This window comes from Legionella clemsonensis (assembly GCF_002240035.1).
Classification (GTDB): domain Bacteria; phylum Pseudomonadota; class Gammaproteobacteria; order Legionellales; family Legionellaceae; genus Tatlockia; species Tatlockia clemsonensis.
The window spans coordinates 2,256,494-2,280,918 of sequence record NZ_CP016397.1 but is presented as its reverse complement, the minus strand read 5'-3'; the positions used below and the strand labels follow the sequence as shown (position 1 = coordinate 2,280,918).

Here is a 24,425-nt window from a genome sequence, read left to right as displayed (position 1 = left end):
AGAGGATGTAGAAGTTGTACAGTTTGAGGGAAAAGAATGAATCAAAAAGTTTTTGTAAACCGTATCCTAAATATGAAAAAAATTAAATACATTGGCTTGGATATGGATCACACGTTAATTCGCTACAATACGAAGAATTTTGAGACACTGGTATATAAACTGGTGGTAGAAAAATTAATTAATGATAAAGGATACCCCGAAGAGATTCGAAAATTTAACTTTAATTTTGACAGCTCAATTCGTGGCCTGATTATTGACAGCAAAAATGGCAATATTTTAAAGCTTAGTCGCTATGCTGCGATTCGCCAAAGTTATCATGGCACTAAAGAAATCAGTTTTACAGAACAAAAGAAAATTTATCGCAGTATTTATGTGGATTTAAAGGATCGCAATTACATTGCTATTGATACCTCATTCTCTATTGCTTTTTGTGTGCTCTATAGCCAGCTTATCGATTTAAAAGATGAAAAGCCTGACGCATTGCCAAGTTACTCAGCCATTGCCTTGGATGTGATAAGCTCAGTTGATAAAGCCCATGCAGATGGAAGCTTAAAAGGCTTTATAACCCAGAATATGGATGAGTATGTTTTAAGAGAAAAAGCGGTTGTAGAAGGACTAAAACGCTATATTCGTTATGGCAAAAAATTTTTTGTGCTAACCAACTCTGAATATTATTACACCAACATTTTACTGGATTATGCTCTTTCTCCTTTTCTGGAAAAAGGTGAGAACTGGCGAGATTTGTTTGAATTTGTCATTACTTTGGCTCATAAACCTCGTTTCTTCTATGATAATTTACGCTTTTTATCCATTAATCCCGAAGATGGTTCAATGACTAATACAGAAGGTGCCATTGTACCTGGGGTTTATCAAGGAGGTAATGCCAGAAAATTTACTGAAGACTTGGCAATCAATGGTGATGAAATTTTATATATTGGTGATCATATCTACGGTGATATCCTGCGTTTGAAAAAAGATTGCAACTGGCGCACTGCCTTGGTTGTTGAAGAATTAGGAGAAGAGATTGAGTCGCAAAGAAAAGCTTTGCCAGTTGAAAAGAAAATTGTTGAAGCAATGAATGTAAAAAAAGCACTGGAACAAAAAAATAGTGAGCTTTACAGTCGGTGCGTTGAGGAAAGTACGACTGAATTTAATGCACAAATTACTGAAATTCAACAGCAAATTTCAGAATTGGATATACAAATCACAAAACTGCTCAAAGAAGAGCAGACCTTTTATAATGCTCATTGGGGGCGTGTTTTTCGTGCTGGTGCAGAGGAGACATATTTTGCCTATCAAGTCGATCGCTATGCCTGTATTTATATGGAAAAATTTTCAGACTTACTCGAACACTCACCCATGACATATTTTCGCGCTAATCGCCGTTTATTAGCGCATGACATGGAAATTTTAACCCAACCGCTGCTGTTTTAGGTGGATTTACTCATCATGTTCTCTAAAAGGCAATGGTAGCTTGGCGCAAATGCACCAACCAGGCTGCTATGAGGTTTTATCCTTGCAAACTGCAGCGAGCGCTACCAGATAACACATCTATTTTTATTTACCATCGGACTGTTTTCATCAAGTGCAAAAGCAAGTTGAAACTGGGGCATGTTCGCCAAAGTTCCATTAACGCGATATACCATGGGAGGATGGGGATCGGTAGTCACTAAATGGCGAGCTTTTTCAGGGCGGATATTGCTGGCCCAGACATGTGCTGAACCGAGAAAGAATTGCTGTTCAGGTGTAAATCCTTCGATTTTTTTTGCATTTTTATAAGCTTGGGAAGATTGAAAAGCTTGATAGGCTAAAGTTAAACCTCCTAGATCTGCGGTTGCTTCACCGACAACCAGATTTCCTTGGACTGACAAATTACCATTCACTTTATACTGAGAAAATTGTTCAGCAATACACTGAGTAGCCGCTTGGAATTTTTTTAAATCTTCAGACGTCCACCAATTTTTCAAATTGCCATGCCCATCAAATAAAGCCCCTTTGTCATCAAATCCATGAGTAATCTCGTGGCCGATAATAAAGCCAATAGCACCATAATTGACGGCAGCAGGCGCATTGGGATCAAAAAAAGGCGGTTGAAGAATGCCGGCAGGAAGGTTAATGTTATTCATAGAGGGATCATAATAAGCATTAATTGTCTGTGGAGTCATATGCCATTCAGTTCTGTCAACAGGTTTACCAATTTTGTCAAGATCACGTTTTATGAGAAACTCATTAGCACGAATGACATTTAACACATAAGGACCACGATCCACCTTTAAGGAAGAGTAATCCCACCATTTTTCAGGATAACCAACCCGCTCCTCCATTAAATTCAATTTTTTAAGAGCAGCCTTACGGGTTTCAGGTGTCATCCAGCTTAGGGTTTTTAAATCCTTTTTCAGCACGGTGCGAATATTTTGCAGGATCTCAAGAACTTGTTGTTTTGCAGCGGGTGAAAAATATTTTTCAACGTAAAGTTTGCCAATTGCGAAACCTAAAGCGCCATTTTCAGTATTAACGACCCGTTTCCATCGAGGCAATATTTTTTCAGCGCCACCAATCGCAGAGATCATCTTAAAATTTTGATCAACAAACGGTTGGGACAAATAGGGTGCAAAGGAATCAATCAAGCGCCAACGAAGGTAAACTTTCCACTCATCCAAAGCAACGGTTGATAGCATATGATTCATTTCCTGGAAAAAGCCAGGTGTTGCCAAATTAATGGATTGAAGTTTTGCTTGACCAATGGCAGTGAAATAACGCGGCCAAGAGAAACCGGGAGTGGTAGTCGCTAATTGCCTACGATTCATTATATGATAAATGGTATAGGGATCACGTAATTCAGTTTGCGATAAAGATGCTTTGGCAAGAGCCGTTTCTATTGCCATAACAGTCTTTGCCTCTTTAGTGGCTTTTGCCGGTTCATCACCAAGTAATACAAACATTTTTTGTAGATGCTCAAGGTAGGCAGCGCGAATTTGCGCGAACTTCTTGTCTTCTTTTAGGTAATAATCTCGATCAGGTAATCCAATACCGCCTTGCATGGCAGCCCCAATCATTTCCTGGCTATTTTTGAAATCCTGCATGCTGCCAAAGCCAAACAGAGCATCAACACCAATCATTTGCAAATGCGCAATGACTGCTTGCAAATCGGCGGTAGTTTTAATTGCTGCAATGCGCGCAAACTCAGGATCTAAAGGCGTTGCGCCTACTTTATTAATAAGCGTTTCATCCATGCCGCTAAAGTAAAAATCACCCACTTTTTGTTCAATGCTGCCTGGTTTTGCTGTTTTATCATTTGCTGCTGTAATCAGCATTTGATGAATCACATCTTGCAGCTTGTCCTGAAGAATATAAAACGTGCCCCAACTTTCATATTCAGGAGGAATGGGATTTTGCTTTTGCCAGTTTCCATTGGCGTAAGCGAAGAAATTCTCGCCAGGCTTTACAGCGTTATCCAACCAGTCAAGATGTAGCGCTGCAGCATTGGCATTGCCTGCCGATATTGCAAGGAAAGGGGTGCACACACTCAATAAAGTAGTAAATATTTTACGCAACCGCATTGCTGTCTCCTTATATTTATCGCTTGAATATAGGAATTATTTTTTATATCCCTTCATTTAAACCACCCATTTTAGTATCGTAGGCTTGTTGCTCGATTAAAATTGTTCAAGTTCACTCATAACACTTAACCATTCTTCTTCCGTGGTAAGCAATTCTTGCTGTAACTTTTTTTGTTGCCCTAACAGGGTGTGTAACTGCTGTTGCCGCCCCTCTTCATAGAGCGATAGATCAGATAATTCATGCTCAATCTGAACTAACTGATTGTTAACCTGCTCAACCAGCAACTCCAGTTTTTTCATACGATTCTGCAGAGTCTTTTTTTCGCGATATTGATTATTATTGGTTGAAGATGACTCTTTTGCAGATTCTCTTGTCTGCAGCCAGTTGTGATAATCGTCTAAGTCCCCCTTAAAGGCTGCTACCTGCTTATGATAAACAAGATAAAAATCATCAACAGTCGTTCGTAGAAGATGACGATCATGTGAAATTAAAATTAGAGCCCCCTCATAGCTTTGCAAGGCTATTTCAATGGCAGCGCGCATTTCTATATCAAGATGGTTAGTGGGTTCATCAAGCAGTAACAGATTTGGTTTTTGCCACACAAGTTTTGCTAAAGCCAATCGAGCTTTTTCTCCGCCTGAAAAGTGTTGAATGGGTTTAACAGCCATATCACCTATAAAATTAAAGCCCCCTAAGTAGTCACGAATGGATTGCTCCCTGGCATCAGGTGAAAGCGCTTGAATGGTAGCCAGTGGACTTAAACTATTGTCAAGTTCATCCAGTTGATGTTGGGCATAATAGCCAATATGTAAGTTAGGTGAATGATAAAGATGACCTTCCAGAGGAGGCAGCGCGCCTGTCAGTGTTTTAATTAACGTTGATTTCCCTTCACCATTGGGCCCGAGTAAAGCAATTCTATCCCCCGGATTAAGTACCAAATTTAGCTTTTTTAGTACGATAGCCTTGTCATTATATCCCGCATTGACTTGTTCACAACGAAGCAGAGGACTACCGGCTCTTGGACAGGGGTAGAAATTAAATGAAAAGGGAGAGTCTACATGAGCCTGTGCAATGATGTCCATTTTGGCAATGGCATTTATACGACTTTGTGCTTGTTTAGCTTTCGTTGCTTTCGCACGAAAACGATTTACAAACATCATCATGTGATTAATTTTTTGCTGTTGCTTTTCATACATCATTTGCTGTAAAGTCAATTGCTGAGCTCGAGTTTGTTCAAAGCAACTATAGTTTCCACTGTATAACGTCATCGTTCGTTGCTCAATGTGCAGAATATGGGTGACCACGGCATCCAAAAATTCCCGATCGTGTGAAATTAACAAAATACTGCTCGGGCATTGCTTTAACCATTTTTCAAGCCAAAAAATGGCTTCCATGTCTAAATGGTTAGTCGGCTCATCCAACAATAATAAATCAGCAGGTTTCATCAAACAGCGTGCCAAACTTAGCCGCATCCGCCAGCCACCTGAAAAACTGTTAACTGGCTTTTTTTGTTCGTCGGTTTTAAAACCTAGACCTGCCATGATAGAGGCTGCGTTCGCTGGCTTGCTATAACCTCCTGTCTGAGTGAGTAATTCATGGCATAGCAAAACCTCCTCATGATCTTCATTTTGTTCGGCGAATGCCAGGCGTTGTTGAAGACTTATATAGTCCTCATCGCCTGCAAGAACAAAATCCAAAGCGGGTTCATCGCTATCAGGTAATTGCTGAGAAAGATGACTGACGCGTAGTTGTGAATTAATAAAACATTCCCCGGCATCAGCAATTAACTCGCCTAAAATTAAGGCAAATAAACTTGATTTACCACACCCGTTATGGCCAATCAAACCAACTTTTTGCTTTTCATACAAGGCAGTGCTTGCCTTTTCAAGAAGAAGCTTATTGCCGCGCGAAAGTGTAATTTGACGCAAAGTTAACATGGTTTAGGAAACGCATACTGATTAAAATCAGTATAGTACCATGAATCCTGTATTTGCCTTACCCGTGCTTCAATTCATTGAGGTATTTTGACAAAAATTCATTACTTTGAATTTTTTTAATCTTTAATTAAGCATGAGCTTGTATAATTACTAGTAAAAGTCAATTTGGAAATACCCATGAGAGAATTCGATAGTAAAACCCATAGCAAGCAACTTCAGGAGGGTTCTGCAGATATTACCCGGACTGATGCAATCTATATAAAACATATGAGTGCTAATGTCAAAGGGAATGGTTTTGGTCGTGCACTTATGCGAGCTGTTGTCACGGAAGCACTGGAACAAAACAAAAAAATCTTCCTGGATGCCTCCTGGTCCTCCCATATCTTTCATCTTTTTATGGGAATGATACCGCGTAATCTAGAACAAAGTTATGTGGAAATGATGTATGGGATAGTGGGTAAATCAGCTTTACAGGCCCTCAAACAATGCAAAACATTAGAAGATTGTACTCGATTAACAAATAGGACGAGGGAAACTCTATTATTTATTCTTGAAAAAGAGATGCCGGAGAGTGAAAATACCCTTGAAAATATTTTTAATAAGCGGGAACAGCTTTTAGAATTATTGAAAAAAAGGGCCTCTTTTATTACCTATCGTTTTATTCCTGATTTATTGGATATCCTTGAGCGTGAGATAACAGAGAAATACCCCAACACTGAGGGGCTTTACTCAGTTCCTATGGAGCTATCCCAGGAGGGCCAGGCGCGTTGGGATGAGGCTATCCATAAAAATATAGAATTTGAGTCCTTTAAAGGATTTGAGCAGCTTTATCCTTTTATGACGGAAGAACAGAAGGAAAGATTAAATCTTATTTTGCATTATCGACCCTTAGTTTTAACCCATTTACCCCTTAATTTTCAGGATAAACACTCTCCGGAATTAATTGATGAACACAAAAATGTGCTGTTGCTTGAATTAAAAAATGTCTTTAATGATGAGAAAGAGAATTCCAATCCGCTGGTCATGGAATTAATTAAAAAGATCACATACAAAATAGAGAATGCTGCAAAAACACAGCAGAAGTTATTGGAAAAATCATTTCAACAAACCTTGCAAGACATCAATAGTATTGATTCATCTTTCGATAAAAAAGTCACTAAGGAGGCCATTCAATCACACAAGGTTTCATTGTTATCTGAACTCGATAAAATTGTAAAAAGAGCGCAAAATCAAGTGGTTTTTAAACATCCAGAATACGCGCGTAAATTTAAGGATGCCATTGCTGAGAAGAGGAAGGAAATCAATAATAATGCTGACAACAGAGTAATAAGTATTGAGGAAAATTTTAAAATGCTTGTTCAGCAGATAGCACAAATTAAAATTGAATTTTCCCAAGAGAGCATGGATGCTTTAGAAGCCTATCGACAAGAATTAATGAAGAAGCTTCAGGAGTTTGAAAAAGAAATAGAAAAAATAAGTGATAAAGAATCTTACAGTGAAATTATCCATAAAAAGCAGCAAGAAATTGAAAGCAGCTATGTGGCTCGAAAGAAGGCTATTGAAGTGGTATCCGTGATTCAACAGATGGAAATTGATTTTACGTCTTGTGACAATAGAGATGCAATAGAGGCCCATAAAGCATCACTACTGGCCCAATTGAATGAAAAGGTGGTAACCGAAAAAGATCAGACATTAACACAGGCCAGTCTTCTTCAAAAGACGGTGAGTGATAGGAAACAACAAATTGAGGAGTCTGCCTTGGCCAGAGGGAAAAGAGTAGACTCCATAGAGAAGAGCGTTAAGGCTATTGACACAATTCTGGCAACTTTACAGGGAAAAATAGGAGAAGTTAAGCAACATCACTCCAAAGAGGCCTTACGAAGAGCGAAAGGATTATTAACCACCTTAAAGGAAAGCCGGGATAACTATTATGAAAATCTTTTGGCAAAAGATGACCAAGACATTCCCGCAGGGGAGGTTTTTCTTACATCATGCAAACAGGCAATCAATGAAGCAAAACCTGTATTGATTGAAGATCTTGGTTGGGGAAGATACCTTCATAATTTGTTGAAAGAGCTAGCGAATGCTGTCATTAAAAGGGTACCTTTCGGAAATTCTCTTTATTTCTTTAAAGTGAGTCCAGCAGAGTCTGCCAGTGCAGTCAGTGAAGCAGAAGACGCTTTACTCAATAGACAGGTGCCTAAATAGGCACCTTTTTATCGCTTGATTTTTAATGAGGTGAAAATTATTTCCACATTACATTACACTGTTTGACACGAGCTGCTTTCAACATATTAATTAAGGGAAGTGCTCGATGTGCCAAGCTCACTTCAGGTTCATCATCGTCATTATTCCTGGTTTCAGGGGCTGAGGGTTGCTGTTTTTCTCTTTCAATACCCTTTTCCAGTCGGGTTAACGCTTCAGGAATATCTTCTGCCATAATCGCTCCGGGAACAGTACCACTATGGCCCATAAGCTTTAACAAATGTTGGGCGATATGGCCAAACATAATAATATTTTCATAAGCATCACTATAGAATGTAACTAGCATTTAATTTCCTTATTTTTTAAAACTAAAATTGTTAAATCCTAGATAGCATACTTTAAGCAAAATGGGTATATAATATCTCAATTAGTTGTCAGGTTGAAAAATGAAGAAGCAAGATTTTTATTTTGATTTGCCGGAAGAATTAATTGCGCAGTATCCGCTTCCTAATCGCAGTGATTCAAGATTACTGGTCTACAATCGCCAAACTGAGAGAAGTAGCCACCATCAATTTAAAGAAATTACTGAATTTTTAGAGGAAGGTGATTTATTGGTCATGAATAACAGTAAAGTTATTCCGGCGCGATTGTATGGTAAGAAGGTCAGCGGTGGTAAAGTGGAGCTGCTCGTTGAGCGTTTGTTGGAAGGAGAATCCTTTCTTGCTCATATTAAGGCAAGCAAAGCGCCGAAAGCGGGTTCTTCTATTCATTTGGATAAAGATTGGATTATTGAGGTCATTGCCAAACTTGATGATTTATATCACTGCAGGGTGGTCGTTGGTGATGTAGAACGCATGTTGCAGGAAATAGGCCACATCCCTTTGCCGCTTTATATTAACCGCCCCGATGAACCCCTGGATTTACAGCGATATCAAACTGTTTATGCGCTGCATAACGGTTCTGTAGCGGCTCCAACTGCTGGCTTACATTTTGATGAAAGGCTTCTTAAGGAGATCAAGAATAAAGGAGTCACCCTCGGTTACTCAACACTGCATGTCGGTGCAGGCACATTTCGACCAGTTCGTTGCGATAATATCAAAGAACATAAAATGCATAGCGAGCAATTCACTATCAGTCGAGAATTGGCAGAGCAGGTTAATGCAACACGTGCATCAGGCAGGCGAGTGATTGCTGTGGGCACAACAGCATTACGCAGCCTGGAAAGTGCCGCTCATGAAGGTAAGTTGCAAGCTTGCCAGCGCGATACGGATATTTTTATTTATCCTGGGTATCAGTTTCAAATTTGTGATGGCTTGCTAACAAACTTCCATCTTCCTGAATCGACATTATTAATGTTAGTTTCCGCATTTATAGGGCATGCTCAAGCAATGGCTCTTTATAAGGAAGCCATCGCTGAGAAATATCGTTTTTTTAGCTATGGGGATGCCAGTTTATTGCTTTAATCAAGGATCTTAATGAATCAGCGAATAGTTATGCCAATGTATATTCCCACATTAACTACAGAAGCGGGCAGCTGTCTTACTTTGGCGAATTGGCAAGAAGTGGGTGTGCGCGCCGTTTCCTATCATCTGGAAGCTTTGCTCTTAAAACCCGGAATTTCTTTACTGAAAAGTCTGCCACATTTAAAAGCTTATATCCCATGGCAAGGTTCTATTGTCCTCAATGCAGCATTACCTCCGGCAAAACAGGGACAATATACGGTTCGTTCGCCTTATGATGGGAGTGTGATGCAGATTAGTCAAGATGAAGTTGCTTGCTTGGTTGAAAAATTGCAGCCAGACATCGTGGTATTACCGATTGATTTTGATCCAGGATTAATGAGATCTTTCACCAAAACAAGCCAGATTTTTACTATACCTGAGCTACATGTTGAACAACAGTTTGGCTGGTATCTCCCTTACGAGCCATCCCTGTCTTTTATAGCCTTGCAAGAGAAAATTAAACGTTATAATACAACACCCATTTATCTTGCGGGAGACTTTGATTTACAACAATTGGCTGCCTTAACTCAATATGACTCTTTAATGATTGAATCCAATTTGCCTGCTCAACATGCTTTTTCCGGAAAAGTGTATTATGAGGGGGGAGTGCTTGATTTATGCGCTGATGAAATAGCGCATCAGCAAGTTGTGATTGACAGGCATTGCAAATGTCCTACCTGTGAACAACAATTGACTCGGGCTTATTTGCATCATCTTATCAATCAAACACCATTGCTATGCCAGCGTCTTCTAATCCAACATAATGCGTATTACTACCAAAATTGCTATTAACCGCTCTTTAATTTAATGAATTTATCGACATTCATTTACGAGCGCTAGAAATCTAGATATGATGTCACGCACCTTGCCTGGCTACAGGCACTTTATTCTGTACGCTCGTATTTTTAGCGTGCAAAATAAATAAAATCTGTTGTAGACAATGACTAAACAGCGAATTTGAGGAGAATGGTATGAGTTTTTTTATAAGTGATGTTATGGCTGCAGCCCCCACAACTCACGCACAAGCTGATGGAACTTTTTCGCTGATCATGATCGTCGCTATTTTTGTGCTCTTTTATTTTATGTTAATAAGACCACAAAATAAACGTGCCAAGGAGCATCGCGAAATGGTTAGTAAGTTAAAAAAGGGGGATGAAATTATTACCTCAGGTGGTATTCTGGCAAAAGTGGTCAATCTTGATGATCAATACATTAAAGTGGCTCTTGCTGAAAATATTGAAATTACTGTCCAGCGCAGTGCTGTAAGCGCCGTTTTGCCTAAGGGCACACTTAAATCCCTTTAAGTTGAGTTAGGGACACACCATGCAGAATAAATACCCTTTGTGGAAAAATCTAATGCTGATCATTATTGCGGTGATTGGCCTTATTTACGCGATACCTAATTTGTACAGTGAAGATCCTGCTGTGCAAATTTCTTCACAATCTCCAGTTGATATGGAGCAATTGAAACAGCAAGTTCATGAAACACTGGATAAGACAAAGATTAAATATAATTCACTGACTATTTCTGGTGAAAGCCTGGAAGTGCGCTTTGCTTCGACAGATACACAATTACTGGCTCGCGATGCAATTAAAAATGCATTGGGTTCAGATTATACAGTAGCTTTAAATCTTATGCCAACGACACCCCGCTGGTTAAGTGCTATTGGGGCAGACCCAATGAAGCAAGGTTTGGATCTGCGTGGAGGTGTGCATTTTCTTCTTGAAGTGGATATTGATAGTGTTGTGAGTCGCCGCTATGAAGGTTTAATGAAAAATATTGGTCAAAACTTACGTGAGGCTGGTATTCGCTACATGGGTATCCGTTATATTGCTGACAAGGGAGTTGATATTCGCTTTCGCGATGTAGCCACAATGGAAAGTGGTTTACAAGAAATTAAGAATAAATTTCCAAACCTGCTTACAACTCAATCCATTGCCACGTATTCCATTTTATCGGCCTTATCCCCCACGGAGCTCAATGAGATTCGTCAAAATACCATTGATCAAACCATGAGTATTCTACGCAATCGAGTGAATGAATTAGGTGTGGGTGAAGCAGTAGTGCAGCAACAGGGAGCTACCCGGGTAGCTGTTGATTTACCAGGTATTCAGGATGCAGCAAGAGCCAAACAAATTCTGGGTGGAACCGCAACATTACAATTTTATCTGGTTGACCAGGAGAACGATGCACAATTGGCTAAACAAACAGGGGTGATTCCGGTTAATAGTAAATTGTACATGATGAATGGTTATCCCATCCTGCTAAAGCGCCAGATTGTATTAAGTGGAGATTCTATTACCAGTGCTGTGTCCAGTTTTGATCAACAAACGGGTACGCCAGCTGTTCAAGTGCAATTGGGCGGTGGTGGAGAAAGCTTGTTTACCAAAATTACTCGCGAAAATATTGGTAAGCGTATGGCTATCGTATTTGTAGAAACCAAAACTAATACTTATACTGTGGACGGTGTTGAAAAGCGTGTGACCCAACGTGAAGAACGAGTAATTAGCGCTCCCGTTATTCAAAATGCCTTAGGGAATAATTTTCAGATTACAGGCTTGTCAGATAGCAAGGAAGCCAGTAACTTGGCACTGTTATTACGTGCAGGAGCCTTGCCTGCTGCGATTTATCCAGTAGAGGAAAGAACCGTAGGACCCTCCCTGGGTAAAGAGAATATTCGTCGAGGATTAATATCTCTTGAAGTTGGGATGGGACTAATTTTGATACTAATGCTTGTTTATTACCGTTTTTTTGGTTTGGTGGCCAACATTGCCCTGTTTTTAAACTTAATTCTCCTTAGTGCGTTGATGTCATTAATTGGTAATACCTTAACTTTACCGGGTATTGCAGCCTTTGTGTTAACTGTAGGGATGGCAGTGGATGCAAACGTCCTTATTTATGAAAGAATTCGTGAAGAACTGCGTAATGGTTTATCTCCGCAGGCTGCAATCCATGCGGGCTATGATCGCGCGTTTGCCACTATCGTGGATGCCAATGTGACCACACTGATTGTTGGTATTGTTCTTTTTGCGATTGGTAGTGGTCCAGTGCGTGGATTTGCCATAATTTTATCATTGGGCTTATTAACCTCAATGATAACCAGTATCACTTACACGCGAGCCATCGTGAACTGGTACTATGGTGGTCGTAATATAAAAAAACTTTCAATTGGTATTTGAGACGAGGCTTAGATGGAATTTTTTAATCCAAATTCAAAGATAGACTTCATGGGTGCACGAAAGTGGACTGCCTTGTTGTCTGTGCTTATTTTTGTGGTATCCATTGGCGCTTTATTGATTAATGGCCTAAAGTGGGGCTTGGATTTTACCGGAGGTACTCAAATTGAGGTCTCCTACCCTCAAGCAGTCAATCTTGAAGCCATTCGTGACAATTTGTATAAAGCTGGCTTTAAAGAGGCGCAAGTAATTAGTTATGGAACCTCTAAAGATGTTCTTATCAGCATTGCTCCACGTGCTGACATTGATCAGACGGTATTAGTTGATAAAGTGATGCAGCAATTACCGGGAGCCACCAAACAGCGCGTTGATTTTGTGGGGCCCCAAGTGGGTCAAGAGTTAGCGACAAAAGGGGCCCTGGCTGTTCTTGTCTCTTTATTGGCAACAATGATATATATTGGAATGCGTTTTGAGTATCGCCTGGCGGTGAGCTCAGCTGTCGCACTCATTCATGATCCTGTTTTGATTCTTGGCGTGTTTGCGATGTTTGGGATAGAGTTTGACCTGAAAGCTTTGGCAGGATTGCTTGCTGTAATTGGTTATTCTTTAAATGATACCATTGTAGTTTTTGATCGTGTACGAGAAAATTTTGTCAAAATTCGCCGAGCATCGTCTTTGGAAATTATGAATATTTCTATTAATCAGACGCTATCGCGAACCATTATGACTTCAATGCTCACCTTGTTTGTAGTAGTTGCTTTATTTGTTTACGGTGGTGAAACAATTCGCGGTTTCTCATTAGCACTGATTATAGGAATTGTCGTCGGAACTTACTCTTCCATTTACGTGGCTGGTGCGTTGGCTGTTGCAATGGGGTTAGATAGAAAAGACTTTCTACCCAGTCAGCGAAGAGAAATTGACGATAGACCTTAATAAAATTTACTATGCTGCTCCTAATTTAGGAGGCGAGCATTACTGAAGTAAACGTAATTTTGTGAGGCGTTACCAAAACAAAGTACAGCATTCACGGTTGAACCTATGTCTCTTAGCAGGCCATTTTTTGAAGGATTAGGAACAGGCGCCGGTGTCGCCTGGCCTTTATTTGGTATTTTATTCTCAACCCTTAGTATGGGCGTTGGTGGAGCCTTTGCTCTAAGCTTAGGAAGCGCATGCAGTGTTCTATTTCTACTTATCAGTATTCCTATCTTTTATTTTTCCTATCAAAAATTTGAAGAAGAAGAAAAAAAACTCAATGACAAGCTTTCAGGGCTTATTGACGAATTGACTGTAAATACAAAAAAAATAGTTGAAGAATCGGAACAGATTATTAGTTATGATTGTGGAGAGAAACAAGAGAAAGTTATTAAAGTTTACTTTGCAAGGCTCATAAGCATCACTAATAATTCTCAATTATCTAAAAAAGAAAGAAATGAAGAAATAATTCGAACCATTCATCACTTTGTTCATTCTACAATAATAAAAAGCCAGCAATCCATTACCCTTGGCTCATTAATTTACCAAGGTTTCCTGGGATTTGTCGGGGCTTTTGGCTCAGTAGCAGGATGCAGTGCTGGGTTGATGGGAATGCTTGCCGGTTTAGGTATTATTTCAGGTTTTTCGGCTGTTCCTGTATTAGGGATAATGATATTAATTCTGGCTGTTGGGTGTGGGGTGTACTCGGCATTCACTGCTGCCGACTCTTTTCGAGAAAAAGTCAGTAAAAAAGACCTCTGTAAAAAAATAAAAATACTTAACAGTTCTCTTAAAGATTATCCAATTCTAAAAAATAGTGAAAATAAATATCGAGACATGGAAAAGCGTCCTGATGATCCGGGTCATACCTGGCGAACTAGTCCTGTTTTTGTAAATCCGGCAGAATCTAGTGGTATATTTAAAGGACCTAAACCTAATTTTGGTATCTCTCAACAGGATGATAAGAAGGAAGACGTACCCTTACTATACCCTCCAAATCAGGGTTGTTAGCATGCTCTTCCATCTGCTTTCAAAGAGAAAAATTAGAGTGATGCGTCCCAAGGGGCCGCATCGCCTATAAATTGGTTAGGTTAGCAGGGCATCAACTTTAGCCGCACAAATAAAATCATTGTGCGATAATCCATTCAGGGCATGCGTCATAAAACGCACATGGCAGTAATTGTAGCCTACTTCAAGATCAGGATGATGATTTTCTGTATTCGCAATCCATGCAATAGCATTAACAAAAGCCATGGTTTCATAAAAATTGGCAAACTTGAAAGCGCGTTTAATTTCTTTGTTGTCGCTTTGTACTTGCCAGCGACTGTCCAGTTGTGACATCAAGTTTTTTATTTGTTCGGCTGTGAGCGCTTCACCAATTCCCTCACATGACTCACAGTGCTTCTGGCTTAAATCGGTTTTCATCAGTACTCTCCGCTATGTTTGAGCTAGACATCCAGCTAACTTGTCAAGAAAACGTGCATTTTGGATAGAAGTCCCAACGGTTACACGCAAGTGATAAGGTAATTGGTAAGAAGCCAATGGCCGTACTATAATCCCTTCTTTCAGTAAATTTTGATAGACTATCAAGGCATCCCTATCGCAGTGAACAGTAATAAAATTACAACGAGATGGCAAGTAATTTAACTTTAACGCGTCGAATCCTTGTTGTAACTGCTGCATACCCTGCTCATTAAGTGTGACTGTTTTATGGAGGAAATCTTCATCATCAATGGCTGCATTCGCTGCCTCGAGTGCAGCCTGATTAACTGCAAAAGGTGGTTGTACACGTAATAGTAGTTCAGTAATTTCAGGGTTAGCAATGGCGTAACCTAATCGTAGTCCCGCAAGACCATAGGCTTTAGAAAAAGTGCGGGTAATAATTAAATTAGGGTGTTGCTGCAACCAATTAATACTGGTTTGGTCATTTTTATCATAGGCGTAGTCATAATAGGCTTCATCTAACACTATTATTGTGGTGCTTGGCACGCTCTCCAATAATAACTTAATTTTTGCAGGCTCAATAAATACTCCGGTGGGATTATTAGGATTAGCTAAAAATAGGACGGCAGTATTAGATTGGCTTGCTGTAATCAGTGCGTCAAGGTCCACTTGCCAGTTTGAGGATAAAGGGATTTTTTGCACAGGGATTCCTAAAGTTTGAGCCTGAATTTCATAAGAGAGAAATGCCTGCTCATGGGTCAGCATTTGTCTCCCTGTATGAAGAGCAAATGTGGTTAAAATTAATGAGAAAAGCAGATCTGACCCATTGCCCAGAGTTAGCATATCCTCACGAATGCCTAATTTTTTGCATAGTCTGAATCGCAATGGATGATTCATAGGAGAAGGGTAGGTGGCTAATTGCAGCCCAGAAAGTTTAGCTAATGCTTCGATGGCTTTAATACTACAACCCAAGGGATTTTCATTACTGGCTAATTTAATAATATCTGTTAAACCCTGTTCCCGCGCCAACTCTTCGGCTGCTTTTCCTGGAATATAAGGTCTTAGTGTTTGAATACCTGAATGAGGTAAAAATTGGTAGTCATAAGACAACGGACTCTCCTTAGAACCGAAAATTTCTAGGTATATTAGCTAAGAGCTAATAAAAAGTGAATTAAATTTAAAACTAACAGGGTGCACCTACTTTTGCCTAAAATATAAATAAATTGGCTACTTGCATTTTCTCTTCCATTTCAGGTAGCCTATGCGAGCAAACAATCTCGGATGAATGGATAATGGAAAATTCTCAAGGCTTTTCTCTGACTGAGTTATTAATCGCTTTAGTATTAGTAACCACTATTTCTCTAACACTTTTGCAACAAAATGAGCAGATGAGTCAATGGTTAAGGTACGTTTTACAACGTTCATTGGCAGTTAGACTAGTGGACAACAATACGGAGCGTATTTTGGCGGGGTTACCGCTTACGACACTATCACAACCGTTCAAACTGCAACAAATTGCATTGCCTCAGGGCAAAATCCTGCGACTTACCTGGGGATTTAAATTGTTGGATAAAAATTGCTGCCAATTAGAACGAAAACTATTCGCCCATGAGTAAGTATAGCGGCTTAAGTTTAATTGAAATGATGCTAAGCCTCTTTCTTGCTACTGTGTTGATAGCTCTACTGACAGGACAGTATTTAATTGTAAAGCAACATTACTATCGCTTGCAGGACTTGTTGGACTATGCACTGGAGCTTGATTGGATAGAGGATTTAATTCGGAATAGTGTGCATGGCGCAGGATTTACCCCTTGTGTTGGCTTGAACTGGTTAAAGACGCTTGACGGTCGTACTGGCAAAAAACTTGCAGTAATTGAGGTAAAGCAATCAGGATCTCTAGCTACCTATCGAATGAGCGAGCAGTTTGATTCAGTACTGCGATATGATACAAATTCAGTGGTTATTACTGGAAATCATCTTTATAAAAAAAATCAGACAGTTCTTATTGCTGATTGCTTTCATGCTGAAGTGAGAACGATTGCAACAATTCAGCGACGAAAAAGCGAAAAAATTATTACCCTGAAAACACCGATAATTTTTGATTATGTAGAGCCCATTTATTTGGGAGAATGGATTGAAGAGCATTTTTTTATTCAAAAAAATAGCGCAGGAAAAGAAGCTTTATATTATCAACGCGGAAGAGCTGAGGAATTAACGCCAATAGTCAAGAATTTATCTGCAACCTTGCACTCGGGACAAAAGCTGATAATGCAACTACTGCTTACTTTAACAAATGGCGAGACTGTAAAAATTGAAGCGGCAACACGGACGCCTTAAGCAACAGGAAGGGATGATTTTGATGGCTACAATGCTTGTATTATCTTTATTATCCCTTCTTATTCTGTCTGGACTACAAACAATATTTTTATATTACCAAAGCTCAAATCAGCGCGCCGCAAAAAAAGAGGCGTTCTATGATTTGGAATTTTACGCGCAACAGCTGCTAAGCAAGCAGTTGGCAGGCAAAAAATATTGTCTTGTACCCGGACAAGAGGCGAATAAAATAATTCAGCTAGTAAAGGCTAAAGGTTGTAGTTTTAGAACCAATAGGCAAACTTATCGTTATCTCCTGGAAGAGTTAGAACCGTTCCCCTGTTTGCAAACATTTAAAAATAAAAGACGTTACAGTACTAAACACTGGCGTATTACCCTCTTAACAAAAGCACCGAATAAAATGTTTTTGCAAATACGGATTGCCCGTGCTGTACCTCTAATAACCTGCCCTCTTAATAGGATTAACTATATTCCGCTGGGGGTGCTCAGTTGGCGATACCTCACGGAGTTTTAAAGTCTATTAAATATCAATATCCTGTGAAACAATTTTTATTTCGTTGTCCACATAACGAGCAACAACCAGCGTGTATTCAGGAACTTCAAGCCATGTGGTGGTATCTTCAGTCAAGGGCTCAGAAGCAATGATAATACTGGATTTTACATTACTGCCTTTCATCTTATATTCATTGTCATAAAAACCGTAGCTTTCACCATAGGTGTACCACAACGAATGATAGTCCAGGTGCGCCTTTGACTGTGCATCTGAAAACCAGCCATAATCCAATACGAAACGGGTTGCAGCAATAAATTCACCGTTTGAAATAAAAAGATTGACTGGAGAATTAGTATTAATGTTTCTTTTGGCGCGTACGCGTTGGAGAATTTTTAAAGTTTCCACGATGGCTTTAGTAATTTCTTCTGTTTCGCAATTGTTTACGGGACTTGAAAGCTGGGATAAAAAAACAGCATAAATCCATTCGCTATCGGTAGTTCCTGTAATATATTGCCAATAATCCTGTTTGATAAATTCTAATAAGTCATAGCGCATGAGAGAAAAATCGCTTAATGAGCCATTATGAGCTAAAGCCACATTGGATTGAGGAAAGACAAAAGGGTGGACATTTTGATTTGAAATAATTTGCCTATCATGATAGGAAACACCACGTAAATGAGCAAGAAGGCAGTGGGGTGAAATTTTTGAAGCTAAATTTTTTAAATTTTCATCGTAAAAGGGCAGTTGAGGTGTTTTATAGAGATGTGGAAATTTAGGGTTATAGGAAGTGTCATCCCAGGCGGCAATTCCAAATCCCGCCAAATTTAACAAATGTGACATGTACTTAGGATGATAACTTTGTTTGATAAAGGAATTATCAGGCTTATAAAGCAGTTCTTCTACCAAAATAGGTTTACCTAAATAAGATAATATTCTGCACATAATGTTTACCTGTTATAAGTTTCAATATGAAGCCTGATATCTAGCTTATCAATGGATTTTTCCAGCGCAACCAGAGAAGCACAGATAAGACCAAACAGCTTATACCAAAGCTGAGGATGATTCTCTTGAAAATATTTAAGCGCTGTATCTGATATTTTTAATAAAAGCGCTTGTTCACAGGTTAAAAAAGTGACGGTATAGGATGAATCATTATCAATACAAGCAACACCGGCAAAAAGAGTTTCAGGACCAATAACCGATAATTTTGCTTGTTTATTATCATGTACAATACTGGATTGCACCGCTCCCTTAATCACGATATAGCAAATTGGTTGCTGTTTGCCCTGATAGATTAATTTGCAATTCTTAGAGGCTTCTATCAGTTCCATCCGTTTAAACATTTCATGTAATTCATCTTTGGAAAATAAGGTTAAAGGGGGAATCTTCATAAGTTTTTCTTTATTTTCCTCTTCAAGAGCAATAACTTTAGGTTGGTTAAAGGTATAAGCGACCTTACCAAAAAAAGACAGGCTCACCATATCAGAATTAGTGATGTATTCAGTGACTTTGTCATGCACGCGTTTTAAACGACCACACACCTGGAGCGAAAGCGTATCCAGAATCTTGTACTTTATTTCAGGATAATAGGCTGATAATAATTCAAAATAGGTATCATTGATGAATAAACATTTAACTTGTACACTGGCAATTACAGAGGTAGGGCAGGGTACTTTTTCGATAAAACAGATTTCACCAACAAAGCATCCTGCTCCCAGTGTTTCAATATTAGTCACACCTTGTCCCATCACTCTCGCAGTAATGGCCACCTGACCTTCAACAATAATATAAATGCCATTGGTATGCTTTCCCTGCTTAAGAATAACTTCTCCAGGCAAAAAACTAACAATCTTACTGTGTCTTATCAAAATCTCTAATTCTTGTTGATTAAGGTATTGTCCCAGCCTGCTTGTTTCCAGTTGATCAAGTAGTGGCTTAATTTGGTCGATGGTATTTTTTCCTAAAAACACACTATCCATCACTATGCCCCCTCAAACCCTGTTGTTGTTAATTTAAAGTAAAGTAATGAACGGCTAAAAAATATTAACCTTATTAAAACCATAGTACATTTTTGATAGTTAAGTTAAATCTGGGTGATAGAGGGATAAAAAAGGAAATTGACATCTACCATAGGCAATCCCATTAAATATAAGTATTATCTTTATAAAAATTGGCATGGGCAATTGGAATGGATGCTACTTATGAAATTAAAAAGAACAAAATCAAACAAATTATTGCGTGGGTACTTTATGATTTTGCTAATTCCTCTTACTTCGTCGTCATATTTACCTTTGTTTTTGCCACTTATTTTACCAATGAAATTGCAGACAATGTGATTAAAGGCACGGCATTGTGGGGCTATACCATTTCTGCTTCTGCGCTTTTAGTAGCAATGATGAGTCCATTTGCCGGAGCAATAGCAGATTATGGCGGACATCATAAAGGATGGTTATTTTTTTATACTTATTTGGCTGTAGTTAACATAGCCTGCTTGTGGTTCGCTTATCCCAACGAAACCTCTATTCCACTTGCCCTGACATGTATTTTTATTAGCAGCTTTGCATTGGAGGTTGGCGCTGTTTTTTATAATGCTTTTCTTATAAAGTTGGCGCCCATTGCTTATCTTGGCCGCATTTCAGGTTGGGCCTGGGGTTGTGGTTATTTAGGAGGGCTTTTGTGCCTGATTATTGCCTTGTATCTATGCGTCGATGGCTTTATTGCCCTATGGCTTGGTACGCGAGATGCTGCCAATGTGCGTTCGGTAACCTTATTGGTAGCAATATGGATCGTTATTTTCAGTTTACCCTTCTTTTTAATAGTTAAGCAGCAACCCGGAAAGAAACTTACACCTCGTAAGGCGATAAAAAAAGGCGGAAAAGAATTATTAGGCACCCTAAAAGGCTTATTGTTACAAAAAGATTTACTATTATTCTTAATTGCACGCATTGTGTATATTGATGGGCTGGATGCCTTGTTGGCGCTAGGTGGAATTTATGCTGCTGGAACTTTCAAACTAAGCTTAAGCGAGGTCATGACATTTGGTATTATTATTAACATTACTGCTGGTATTGGTGCTGCGATATTTGCCTGGTGTGATGATTTAATGGGTTCAAAGAAAACTATTTTAATGGCGTTGTCAGGTCTTATCAGTGTGTATTGTTTTCTACTGTTTGTAACAAAAGTTACTTTATTTTGGCTATTTGCACCAGCAATTGGGCTTTTTGTAGGGCCCATACAAGCAGCAAGTCGCACCCTTTTAGCGCGCTTGGCCAAACCTGAGGAAATTACCCAAATGTTTGGTTTATATAATCTCTCAGGCAAGGCAACCAGTTTTTTAGGACCATTGGCTGTAGGGGCTGTGACTGAATTTGCTAATAGTCAACGAATAGGAATGACCATGTTGATTCCTTTTTTTATTGTCGGAGGGATTTTATTATTGCTTGTTCGAGAGCCAAGATCTGTTGACATTGCTACCATCCTGGCCGAAAAGTCCTGATTTCTGCATCTTGTGGTCCTAATACGTCTCTACGGTGCCCCAAATTTTAGGCTCTGCGACTTAAGTGTCGCAGATCTAGGTCACTTATTATAAACAATCTTCAACATAATATACTTCAGGATCCTGACCTGCATATATTCGCGTAATTTTCTTGCCATCTGTTTCAAAACGAATTGCTCTTTCCTGCGGTTTTTTAACCACCGATGTTAAATAATGACCGCTCTCTTCATAACGGTGTGGCTCTACTGTTAATTGATTGTTGTATAAAGTTTGAACTTTAGCTTCCGAATCACCGACGTGTGCACCCTTTGATGTAAAAAACCTGGGTGAACTTATATTGATACGTACAATTTTTCCGTTTGAGATCATGAGAGAGACGTGCTTTATCCCTTTCAATGTTTTTGTATAACAACCTTCACTTTCATGGACGTCGGGTTTATTCCTGGATAACTGTAGTCCCTTAATTTTTGCAGCTTCCGTTAGAGTCATTCCTATTTTTAGGGGGCCAAGGCCTTCTGGTGATAATTTCCATTGATTTACAGTAAGTGCCAAAGCGGTGTTAACGATACCAACCACTAAGAATAGTAAGCTGAGCCTACTTTTTACATTCATGACTTTCTGGAAAATTTGAAATTTAAAATCCCTATTAGACCATCAATTTTTTTCAGAGACAATCTCTACAAATTTTCAATGTTGAAAGCAGCGATAAGCGCCAATAGAGCACCGCTTTAAAGCGAGAGGCCCAATGTTGATATCATGTAATAATTTGCCTACCTGGATGAGGTTTTGTAGTTTTTATACGCTTGCCTAATTAACTCATATTGTTCTAGCCCTGCCTCTGTTTTTGCTGCAGACCAAATTTCATTTTTGCCCAGATTGCAATCGCTACTGGTTTTAGGCCCAGCGGAAATGTAATTTAAGCTGGTTTCAACCGGACATAGACAAGTGGCTTCTATTGTTTTAGTACCATTGACACTTTTCGTTGCCACATCACATCGTACACCAAAGCAATTTGCCCAAGGTGTGGGGGTATTATTGATGCATTGTGCGTGTGGCACTGTTAAATTGTTGCTGGAAGGAGCCAGCGCAAGTGAAAAATTGGAGGTGACTTGTTTGAGTGTTTCACCAGCATAAGTGGGTTTTACATCAGCATAGGGTCGGTCAGAAAGCGAAATAGACTGCCAATTTTTAGACTCTACCCCATAGACTGGACAATGGCAAACCGACATTTTATCATTTACCTCCTCTAGCTTGCAAAGCGCCTGAGCACATAAAGCATAGGGCATATTAGTAATGATATAAGAGGTTGTGGAACCTGTTTTGTACGCACACTGCTCACTATTATCCACTTTTTTACAGTCTATCTTTGCTATTTTTGTGGTGTTTGCAAAAGCACTAAAATTAAAAACGAACAAAACAAAAAGAAAAAGAATTCGATATGAAGTAAGCATGTTCCTTTCCTTGGATAAATAATAATGTAAGGGACGCTATCAAATAACAGTATACTATCCCCGCCCATACTTAAGCTATTTTTACTGAGCTTCATACCTACCGAGGCTTATATCGATAGGGTATGTAGCTCGGAGTCCAGATATGGTTTCGAATACATTTTTCAATGTCTTCATCAGTTAAATAATCTGCTAAATTGGCATTAATAGCTTCCTTCGCTACCGCAAAGGCCACTTGATAGGAGACTTCACGAACCTCTGTTAAAGGCGGCAGCAAATTTCCATTAGGATCATGTTTGGCTGGTGAACAGGCCGCCAACGCTCTTGCCGCAGCCATAAACATTTTATCAGTCACTTGTTTTGCTTTTACAGAAATAAGGCCAAGACCCATGCCAGGAAAAATATACACATTATTGGTTTGATCAACGCGAAACATCTTCCCATCTTTTACAATAGTTCCAAATGGACTTCCTGTTCCAATCACTGCACGATTGTTTGTCCACAGCATTAGATCAGAGGGAATCGCTTCACTATGAGTAATGGGATTTGACAAGGGCATAATAATGGGTTTTTCCACATGAGAAGCCATTTCCCGGATTAAATCTTCGGTAAATAAACCCGCTTGACCCGATACGCCGAGCAAAGCATTTGGATGGAGGTTTTTAATGACGTCTTTTAGGCTGATAATCCCTTCGTGTTCGCTTTGCCAATTTGCAACAAGTTGTCTGGATTTGAGTAATTTTTGCTGGAAAGGCAGTAGATTTTTCATGCCCTCTATCAATAAACCATTGCGATCCACCATATAAATCCGATTACGCGCTTCTTGCTCTGAAAGCCCATCCTCAATCATTGCATGCACGATAAGTTCAGCGATGCCGCAACCGGCTGAGCCTGCTCCGACAATCACAATGGATTGATCTCGTAATTGGATCCCAGTGACTTGAACGGCTGAGAAAAGAGTACCTGTAGCAATAGCTGCAGTTCCTTGCACATCATCATTAAAAGTACAAAGCTCGCCACGGTAACGTTCTAATAGACGGGTGGCATTCTGTAGTGCAAAATCTTCCCACTGCAATAAAACATGTGGAAAACGTTTTTTTAGTGCTGTAATAAATGCATCAATAAAATCATCGTAGTTCTGTCCGCGAATACGCTCATGTCTCCAACCGATGTACAAGGGATCTTTTCTCAGCTCATCATTATTCGTTCCTGTATCCAGCAAGATAGGCAAGGTTGCTGAAGGATGAATCCCAGAGCATGCACAATATAAAGCAAGCTTGCCAATAGGTATGCCCATCCCACCGGCTCCCTGATCTCCCAGACCTAAAATACGTTCTCCATCAGAAACAACAATGGCTTTTACTTGATCAAAACGGGGATTTTCAAGAATTTTATCAATACGATCGCGGTAAGGGTAAGCAATAAAGACGCCGCGTGGTCGACGGTAGATGTGGCTAAAATTCAAACAGGCATCACCTACTACTGGTGTATAAACAATGGGCATGATTTCAGTAATATGTTCACATAGCAAACTGTAATACAATGTTTCATTGGAATCTTGTAAGTCACGCAAATAAATGTATTTTTCTAAATCAGTCGGTTTACTTTTAAAGGCAGCGTAGGAGCGATTTCTCTGCTCCACAATGTTACTTTCTTCTGGAGGCAGCAGACCAAATAGTCTGAACTCCTCGCGCTCTTTATTGGTAAAACTGGTGCCTTTGTTAAGAATGGGATTAGAGATCAAGGAATAATCTTTAACATTTACTTCAAGGTAAGCCTGACCGTTTTCATCGATTTTGCGCGTGTAATCCATAATTTCTCTCCTTGATTTTTCTACAGTATAGTATGATTCAGAAA

22 protein-coding genes are annotated in these 24,425 nt (G+C 39.4%); 12 read left to right on the top strand and 10 right to left on the bottom strand.

What is annotated here, in order from left to right; genetic code table 11:
- The first annotated feature begins 36 nt into the window (after positions 1-36).
- The gene (locus clem_RS09970; protein ID WP_094091418.1) at positions 37-1,434 is read left to right on the top strand and encodes an HAD-IG family 5'-nucleotidase; all 1,398 of its coding nucleotides are present in this window, start codon (positions 37-39) and stop codon (positions 1,432-1,434) included.
- A gap of 101 nt (positions 1,435-1,535) precedes the next feature.
- Here clem_RS09970 and clem_RS09965 read toward each other — a convergent pair whose 3' ends face one another.
- Complete coding sequence (locus clem_RS09965) at positions 1,536-3,560, bottom strand: M13 family metallopeptidase (protein ID WP_094091417.1); 2,025 nt, start codon at positions 3,558-3,560, stop codon at positions 1,536-1,538.
- Between the two features lie 96 nt (positions 3,561-3,656).
- On the bottom strand, positions 3,657-5,498 hold the full coding sequence (locus tag clem_RS09960; RefSeq protein WP_094091416.1) for an ABC-F family ATP-binding cassette domain-containing protein: 1,842 nt from the start codon (positions 5,496-5,498) through the stop codon (positions 3,657-3,659).
- 177 nt (positions 5,499-5,675) lie between these two features.
- Here clem_RS09960 and clem_RS09955 point away from each other — a divergent pair, with 177 nt between their 5' ends.
- Positions 5,676-7,706 (top strand): hypothetical protein, encoded by a 2,031-nt coding sequence (locus clem_RS09955; protein WP_094091415.1) that lies wholly within the window; start codon positions 5,676-5,678, stop codon positions 7,704-7,706.
- Between the two features lie 37 nt (positions 7,707-7,743).
- Here clem_RS09955 and clem_RS09950 read toward each other — a convergent pair whose 3' ends face one another.
- Positions 7,744-8,049: a DUF1840 domain-containing protein gene (locus tag clem_RS09950; RefSeq protein WP_094091414.1), complete on the bottom strand. Its 306-nt coding sequence runs from the start codon at positions 8,047-8,049 to the stop codon at positions 7,744-7,746.
- A gap of 100 nt (positions 8,050-8,149) precedes the next feature.
- Here clem_RS09950 and queA point away from each other — a divergent pair, with 100 nt between their 5' ends.
- The 6 genes from queA (at position 8,150) to clem_RS09920 (ending at position 14,365) form a co-directional block, all read left to right on the top strand.
- Positions 8,150-9,166: a tRNA preQ1(34) S-adenosylmethionine ribosyltransferase-isomerase QueA gene (queA, locus tag clem_RS09945; protein WP_094091413.1), complete on the top strand. Its 1,017-nt coding sequence runs from the start codon at positions 8,150-8,152 to the stop codon at positions 9,164-9,166.
- A 12-nt stretch (positions 9,167-9,178) separates the two neighbouring features.
- Positions 9,179-9,997, top strand: coding sequence for a tRNA guanosine transglycosylase family protein (locus tag clem_RS09940; protein ID WP_094091412.1), 819 nt, complete (start codon positions 9,179-9,181; stop codon positions 9,995-9,997).
- A gap of 179 nt (positions 9,998-10,176) precedes the next feature.
- Positions 10,177-10,509: a preprotein translocase subunit YajC gene (gene yajC, locus clem_RS09935; RefSeq protein WP_094091411.1), complete on the top strand. Its 333-nt coding sequence runs from the start codon at positions 10,177-10,179 to the stop codon at positions 10,507-10,509.
- Positions 10,510-10,528: 19 nt separating this feature from the next.
- Positions 10,529-12,385 carry a protein translocase subunit SecD gene (secD, locus tag clem_RS09930; RefSeq protein WP_094091410.1) on the top strand — a complete coding sequence of 619 codons (1,857 nt, stop codon included), beginning with the start codon at positions 10,529-10,531 and terminating at the stop codon, positions 12,383-12,385.
- 12 nt (positions 12,386-12,397) lie between these two features.
- On the top strand, positions 12,398-13,315 hold the full coding sequence (gene secF / locus clem_RS09925; RefSeq protein ID WP_094091409.1) for a protein translocase subunit SecF: 918 nt from the start codon (positions 12,398-12,400) through the stop codon (positions 13,313-13,315).
- 105 nt (positions 13,316-13,420) lie between these two features.
- The gene (locus tag clem_RS09920; protein ID WP_094091408.1) at positions 13,421-14,365 is read left to right on the top strand and encodes a hypothetical protein; all 945 of its coding nucleotides are present in this window, start codon (positions 13,421-13,423) and stop codon (positions 14,363-14,365) included.
- Between the two features lie 75 nt (positions 14,366-14,440).
- On the opposite strand, the gene clem_RS09915 is transcribed toward clem_RS09920, so the two are convergent.
- Positions 14,441-14,779: a 4a-hydroxytetrahydrobiopterin dehydratase gene (locus tag clem_RS09915; RefSeq protein WP_094091407.1), complete on the bottom strand. Its 339-nt coding sequence runs from the start codon at positions 14,777-14,779 to the stop codon at positions 14,441-14,443.
- A gap of 12 nt (positions 14,780-14,791) precedes the next feature.
- The gene (hisC, locus tag clem_RS09910; protein ID WP_094091406.1) at positions 14,792-15,907 is read right to left on the bottom strand and encodes a histidinol-phosphate transaminase; all 1,116 of its coding nucleotides are present in this window, start codon (positions 15,905-15,907) and stop codon (positions 14,792-14,794) included.
- Positions 15,908-16,089: 182 nt separating this feature from the next.
- Between hisC and clem_RS09905 the strand changes: the two genes are divergently transcribed.
- From clem_RS09905 to clem_RS09895, 3 genes are read left to right on the top strand one after another with little or no spacing between them, the layout of a single operon-like run.
- Positions 16,090-16,413 carry a type IV pilus modification PilV family protein gene (locus clem_RS09905; RefSeq protein ID WP_094091405.1) on the top strand — a complete coding sequence of 108 codons (324 nt, stop codon included), beginning with the start codon at positions 16,090-16,092 and terminating at the stop codon, positions 16,411-16,413.
- A complete protein-coding gene (locus clem_RS09900; RefSeq protein ID WP_094091404.1) occupies positions 16,406-17,134 on the top strand; it encodes a PilW family protein in 729 nt (242 codons plus the stop codon). Before clem_RS09905 ends, clem_RS09900 begins: the two co-directional genes overlap by 8 nt.
- Positions 17,135-17,156: 22 nt before the next feature.
- A complete protein-coding gene (locus clem_RS09895; RefSeq protein ID WP_157698228.1) occupies positions 17,157-17,645 on the top strand; it encodes a hypothetical protein in 489 nt (162 codons plus the stop codon).
- Between the two features lie 6 nt (positions 17,646-17,651).
- Here clem_RS09895 and clem_RS09890 read toward each other — a convergent pair whose 3' ends face one another.
- Complete coding sequence (locus clem_RS09890; protein ID WP_094091402.1) at positions 17,652-18,566, bottom strand: class II glutamine amidotransferase; 915 nt, start codon at positions 18,564-18,566, stop codon at positions 17,652-17,654.
- A gap of 5 nt (positions 18,567-18,571) precedes the next feature.
- Entirely contained in the window at positions 18,572-19,603 is a 1,032-nt protein-coding gene (locus tag clem_RS09885) for a cyclic nucleotide-binding domain-containing protein (RefSeq protein ID WP_094091401.1), read from the bottom strand.
- A gap of 209 nt (positions 19,604-19,812) precedes the next feature.
- Here clem_RS09885 and clem_RS09880 point away from each other — a divergent pair, with 209 nt between their 5' ends.
- A complete protein-coding gene (locus tag clem_RS09880; protein WP_094091400.1) occupies positions 19,813-21,120 on the top strand; it encodes an MFS transporter in 1,308 nt (435 codons plus the stop codon).
- Positions 21,121-21,207: 87 nt separating this feature from the next.
- Here the strand turns inward: clem_RS09880 and clem_RS09875 are convergent, their stop codons facing one another.
- From clem_RS09875 to clem_RS09865, 3 genes are all read right to left on the bottom strand, one after another.
- Positions 21,208-21,732, bottom strand: a complete 525-nt coding sequence (locus clem_RS09875; protein ID WP_094091399.1) for a hypothetical protein — start codon at positions 21,730-21,732, stop codon at positions 21,208-21,210.
- 158 nt (positions 21,733-21,890) lie between these two features.
- Positions 21,891-22,571 (bottom strand): hypothetical protein, encoded by a 681-nt coding sequence (locus tag clem_RS09870; protein WP_094091398.1) that lies wholly within the window; start codon positions 22,569-22,571, stop codon positions 21,891-21,893.
- Positions 22,572-22,668: 97 nt separating this feature from the next.
- Entirely contained in the window at positions 22,669-24,381 is a 1,713-nt protein-coding gene (locus clem_RS09865) for an NAD-dependent malic enzyme (protein WP_094091397.1), read from the bottom strand.
- Positions 24,382-24,425: the final 44 nt, after the last annotated feature.